Annotated in this window: 5 protein-coding genes and 1 pseudogene; all 6 read right to left on the bottom strand. The window is 71.4% G+C overall.

Going from position 1 to position 5,426, the window contains the following annotated elements; all coding sequences use genetic code 11:
• Positions 1–1,497: pseudogene (pcnB, locus tag x551_RS18005) on the bottom strand (polynucleotide adenylyltransferase PcnB); the annotation flags it as partial.
• Positions 1,494–2,162 (bottom strand): HAD family phosphatase, encoded by a 669-nt coding sequence (locus x551_RS18000; protein ID WP_036249881.1) that lies wholly within the window; start codon positions 2,160–2,162, stop codon positions 1,494–1,496. The pseudogene pcnB and the gene x551_RS18000, both read right to left, overlap by 4 nt.
• Positions 2,159–2,839, bottom strand: a complete 681-nt coding sequence (gene hda / locus x551_RS17995) for a DnaA regulatory inactivator Hda (RefSeq protein ID WP_036234110.1) — start codon at positions 2,837–2,839, stop codon at positions 2,159–2,161. The genes x551_RS18000 and hda overlap by 4 nt, the downstream gene beginning before the upstream one ends.
• A gap of 10 nt (positions 2,840–2,849) precedes the next feature.
• Positions 2,850–3,911, bottom strand: coding sequence for an AI-2E family transporter (locus x551_RS17990; protein ID WP_011830599.1), 1,062 nt, complete (start codon positions 3,909–3,911; stop codon positions 2,850–2,852).
• A 141-nt stretch (positions 3,912–4,052) separates the two neighbouring features.
• Positions 4,053–4,922 carry a tetratricopeptide repeat protein gene (locus x551_RS17985; protein WP_036234113.1) on the bottom strand — a complete coding sequence of 290 codons (870 nt, stop codon included), beginning with the start codon at positions 4,920–4,922 and terminating at the stop codon, positions 4,053–4,055.
• Positions 4,923–4,988: 66 nt separating this feature from the next.
• A complete protein-coding gene (locus tag x551_RS17980; RefSeq protein WP_036234115.1) occupies positions 4,989–5,192 on the bottom strand; it encodes a hypothetical protein in 204 nt (67 codons plus the stop codon).
• Positions 5,193–5,426 lie beyond the last annotated feature (234 nt).

The raw sequence follows: 5,426 nt of genomic DNA, 5'->3' as shown, positions 1-5,426 counted from the left end.
CGCCGGCCGGAGCGGATTCGCCGCCGCCGCCGGTGTGATGTCCGCCGCTGCGGCCCATGCTGCCGCCAGCCGCACGACGGCCCTGGTCCTGCTCGCGCGCCAGCTCGAGCAGGGCGCGGCGCTCCTCGTCGTCGCCGAGCGAGAAGTCTTCCCACCACTCGGCCAGCTCGGGCTCCACCTCGCCGGTGTCGGCGCGCAGGCGCAGGAAGTCGAAGCCGGCGCGAAAGCGCGGCTGCTCCACCAGGCTCAGCGGCGTGCTGCCGCTGCGGCGCTCGAAGCGCGGCTGCATCATCCAGATCTCGCGCATGTCGGTACCGAGCTTGCCGCGGCCCGAGATGTCGCCGATGCGCATGTCGAACACGCCGTCGATCGCCAGCTGCAGCGCCGGGAACGGTGGCTCGCCCTGGGCCTTGGCGCGCTCCCAGCCCACCAGCACCTCGTGCCACAGCAGGCAGGCGAGCAGGAAGCTCGGTGCGACCGGCTTGTCCTCGCCGACCCGGCGGTCGGTGTCGGCCAGCGCGGCGTCGATGAAGGCGGCGCGGGCCGGGTTGCGCCCGGCGTCGGCCAGCACCGCGTCGAGCAGCGGGAAGATGCCCGGCGCGTCGGGGCCTGACCCGAGCAGACCCTGCTTGCGCAACTGGGCGATCGAGGCCAGCGCATGGCCGGTCTGTAGCAGCTTGATCATCTCGTCGAACAGCCGCGAGATCGGCACCGCCTCGAGCAGGGCCGCGCAGTCGCGCATCGGCGCGCGCGTCTTGGGCTCGATCTCGAAGCCCAGCTTGGCCGCGAAGCGCACCACTCGGATGATGCGCACCGGGTCCTCGCGGTAGCGCGTGACCGGGTCGCCGATCATGCGCAGCACGCGCTTCTTCGCGTCGGCGATGCCGCCGTGGTAGTCGACCACGATCTGCGTCTGCGGGTCGTAGTAGAGCGCGTTGACGGTGAAGTCGCGCCGCGCGGCGTCTTCGTGCTGGGGCCCCAGACGTTGTCGCGCAGCACGCGGCCGCTGGCGTCCACCACGTGGCTCTTGCCGGACAGCTCGGCCTTGGAGGTCTTCTCGTTGCCGGCCACCTGCTCGGCCGCGGCCGCGTCGAGGTAGGCGCGGAAGGTCGACACCTCGATGACCTCGTGTTCGCGCCCGCGGCCGTAGACCACGTGCACGATGCGGAAGCGCCGCCCGATGATGAAGGCGCGGCGGAACAGGCCCTTGACCTGCTCCGGCGTGGCGTTGGTGGCGACGTCGAAGTCCTTGGGCCGCAGGCCCAGCATCATGTCGCGCACCGCGCCGCCGACGATGTAGGCCTCGTAGCCGGCCTCGTGCAGCGTGGCCACCACCTTCAGCGCGCGGTCGTCGACCAGCGCCGGGTCGATGCCGTGCTCGGCCTGCGCCACCTCGACGCGCTTGCCGGCCTTGGCCTGGCCCTTGCCGGGGCGGGCGGCGCTGGGTTCGCCGTCGTCGCCCTTGCCGAGCAACTTGTTGATGAGTCTCTTGATCATGGGAACAGTTTCAGTAGGGGCCACCCGCGTTCACGGGCGATCGCCTCGAGCGCCGGCGAGGGGTTGGTCGCGACCGGGTGGGTCGCGAGTTCGAGCAGCGGCAGGTCGTTGGTCGAGTCGCTGTAGACGGTGACGCGCTCGGAGTCTTGCACACGCCGGCCCAGGCCGTGCAGCCACTGCTGCACACGCACCGTCTTGCCCTCGCGGAACGACGGCGTGCCGTGGATGCGGCCGGTGACGGCGCCGGCCGCGTCGCGCTCGAGTTCCACCGCGATCAGCGTCTCGACGCCGAAAGCTGCCGCGATCGGCCGGGTGACGAACTCGTTGGTCGCGGTGACGATGGCCGTCAGCTCCCCACGCTGCTGGTGCTCGCGCACCAGTGCCAGCGCCTCGGGCCGGATCGCCGGGCGGATCAGCTCGCGCATGAAGCGATCGTGGGCTGCCGCCTGCTCGGCGGCCGGGCGCCCGCGCCATGCGCGGGTGGCGAACTCGACGTACGCCGCGATGTCGAGCGTGCCATCCTGGTACTGCGCATAGAAGGCGTCGTTGGCGCGCCGCTGCTCGGGACCGTCGGCCCAGCCCAGCGCCACGACGAACTCGCCCCAGGCGTGGTCGGAATCCAGCGGCAGCAGCGTGTGGTCGAGATCGAACAGGCAGAGATTCATGCACCTTCCTTCGTGGTCTGCTCGGCCAGCATGCGCTTGAGCAGGGGCACGGTGACCGCGCGCTGCTCGCTGAGCGCAAATTCGTCCAGCGCGTCCAGCAGCGCCATCAGCGAGCCGAGATCACGCGCGAAACGGGTCAGCAGATAGCCCGTCACGTCGTCCGACAGCGCGATGCCGCGGCGGCCTGCCTCGCGCTGCATCGTGACGCGCATCTCCGCCTCGGAGAGCGGCAGCAGCTGGAACACCGGCCCCCAGCCCAGGCGCGTGCGCAGGTCCTCGCGCACCGGCAGGTCGACCGGCGGCAGGCGCCCGGCCGCGACCACCGGCACACGGTGCGTCGCGGCCTCGACGAACAGCGCGAAGGCGGCGTGCTGCCGGGCAGCGTCGAAGTCGTCGCAGCCGTCGAGCAGCACCAGGTCGACGCCTTCGCCCCAGGTCCAGGGCGTCTCGAGCGACGGACCGAAGGCACCGACGCGCCGGCCCTGCACCGCCGCCTCGCGGGCCAGCGCACGCAGCAGGTGGGTCTTGCCGGCACCGGCCGGCCCCCACAGGTAGAGCGGGGTCGGCGAGGCCGATGCCGCGCGCACGGCGCCGACGGCCGCCGCATTGGCGCCCACCGCGAAGTTCTCGAAGCTCTGCACCGGGCCGGGCCCGAGCTGCAAGGGCAGTTGCTTCATGCGGACGGCATCACCCCTGGTACAGCGGACTGCTGAGGTAGAGCGCCTTCAGGCGCTGGAAGGCCACCACGCCGACCGCGCTGACCGGCAGCGCCACCAGCACGCCGATGAAGCCGAACAGCTGGCCGAAGGCCAACAGCGCGAAGATGACGGTGATCGGGTGCAGGCCGATGCGCTCGCCGACCAGCCGCGGCGTGAGGTAGAAGCTCTCGACCACCTGGCCCAGGCCGTAGACCACCGCCACCGCGACGATGCCGTACAGCCCGCCGAACTGCAGCAGGCCGACCAGCAGCGCCAGCGCCAGGCCGAGCCCGAAGCCCACGTAGGGGATGAACACCGCGACGCCGGTGAACACGCCCACCGGCAGGGCCAGGTCGAAGCCGAACAGCGCCAGGCCGATGCTGTAGAAGGCCGCCAGGATGCCCATCACCAGCAGCTGGCCCCGCAGGTACTGCCCGAGCATGCGATCGCAGTCGCCCATGAAACTGTCGAAGCCGGGGCGACGGCGCGGCGGTACCAGCGCCTGCACGCGGGCCACGATCTGCGGCCAATCGACCAGCACGTAGTACAGCACCAGCGGCAGCAGCACCGCGCCGCCCAGCAGGCCCAGCATGAAGCTGCCGCCGATGCGCAGGGAATCCAGCGCGGTGGCGATCCAGCTCTCAGTGTTGTCGCCCACGTGGCCGAGGATGAAGGCCTTGATGCTGGCCACGTCGAGCGACACGTCGACGCCGAAGCGCGCCAGCGTCGGCTGCAACCAGCGATCCAGCCGCGTCAGCAGCTCCGGGATCTGGTCGCGCAGCACCGGCAGCTCCTTCACGAAGATGGGCACGATCAGCAACAGCACCGCCAGCAGCACCAGCAGGGCCAGCACCTCCACCAGCAGGGCGGCCAGCGGCCGCGGCACGCGCCGGCGCGTCAGCCCGTCGACCAGCGGGTTGAGCGCATAGCCCAGCACCGCGGCGATGACGAAAGGCGTGAGCACCGGCCCCAGCAACCACAGCGCGAGCGCCAGCGCAGCTCCGATGACGAGCCAGGCCAGGCTCTGCTTTTGGGCGGCGGTCAGGGTCATGGGTGAGGTCGTGAACGGGCGACGAGGCGGGCGACGCGCAGCCGGCGTCGGCAAGTGGGCGGCCCCTGCCTGGCGGGCCGCTCCGGCGAAAGACGGATTTTATGGGGCGCCCCGGCCGTGCCGGGATCGCTCCGCGGCGGATCAGTGCAGGCGCGGCCGGCCCTGCGCCCGCAACTCGGCTGCGCGCTCGGCGATCGCGCGCCGGTCCTCGGCCTGCGGGCTGTGCGCCACATACGCGTCCAGGTCGTCGGCAGCGGCCTCCCAGACGCCCAGTTCGGCCTGGGTCAGGCCACGATCGCGCCGCTCGTCCCATTCGCGCGGCAGCAGCAGCACCAGCCGCTGCTGCACCGCCAGCAGGCGGGGCCAGTCCTCGGACGCGCGGTGGATCTCCTTCAGGTTGCGCAGCAGCCGCGCGAGCACCTCGCGCGGCGACGCCGCCTGCAGGAACAGGCCCAGCGGCATGTCGAACTCGCCCTGCAGGCCCTGGCGCCGCTTGTAGGGCACCAGGCGCTCGTCGAGTTCGTCGCGCGACAGCGACTGCCCGGAGAAGGGATCGAGGATCACCTCGCCCTGCGGCATCCTCACCTTGACCAGGAAGTGGCCGGGGAAGGACACCCCGCGCGCGGTCAGCCCCACCTGTCCGGCGAACTCGAGATAGATGATCGCGAGCGAGATGGGGATGCCGCAGCGGGTGCGCAGCACCTCGTGCACATAGCTGTTGCCGCTGGCGTAGTAGTCGTTCAGGTTGCCGGCGAAACCCAGCTCCTGGAAGAAATAGCGGTTCAGGAAGCGCAGCTTCTGGACCGGTGGCGCGTCGGCCGGGATGCGGCGCTTGAGCCGATCGGCCAGCGCATCGAGTTCCGCCAGCACCGACTGGCTGTCGAGCAACGGGTGCTCGTCCTGGGCGATCGAGATGGCGGCCTCGGTGAGCGAGAGGCTGGCGTCGTCGGCCACCAACGCGGCGAAATGCTCGAGCGCGGTGGGCACCTCGACGGAAAACGGTGCGGGCATGCACCGAGTCTAGAGCGGATCGTCAGCGGCGGCGAGCCGACCCCGGCCCGCCGCCCGGGCGCAGCCTCAGTTGCTCAGTTCCTTCTTCGCTTCCTTGGTGGCGTCCTTGATCTTGTCGCCGGCCTTCTCGACCTGATCGCCCACCTTCTCGGCGGCGTTGTCGATCTGCTTGCCGGCGCGCTCGGCCGGGCCTTCGGCGGGCTGGCAGGCGGCCAGCGCGAACAGAGTGCTCAGGGCCATCACGGCGAACGTGGAACGGGCGGTGTTCATGGGCTTCTCCTCGGTGTGCTTGGGTGCCGGTTGGGTTCGGTTCTGCGAGGCCACCGCGCATGCGCTGCGACCTGGAAGCACTGTAGGCAGCCGGCTCCGGCCTGTCGGCCGGACGCTGGCGCGACGCCCTGTAGGCGGCGTCCTACCGGAACCGCTTCAGCCGCGGCGCGCGAAGTGCCGCACCCGCACGCCCAGCGCCAGCAGCGTGCCGAAGTACAGCGCCGCCGCCGCCAG

The sequence above is a fragment of the Methylibium sp. T29 genome (assembly GCF_000576205.1).
Taxonomy (GTDB): domain Bacteria; phylum Pseudomonadota; class Gammaproteobacteria; order Burkholderiales; family Burkholderiaceae_C; genus Methylibium; species Methylibium petroleiphilum.
The sequence above is the reverse complement of the archived record's forward strand: the minus strand, read 5'-3'. Positions and strand labels throughout refer to the sequence as shown.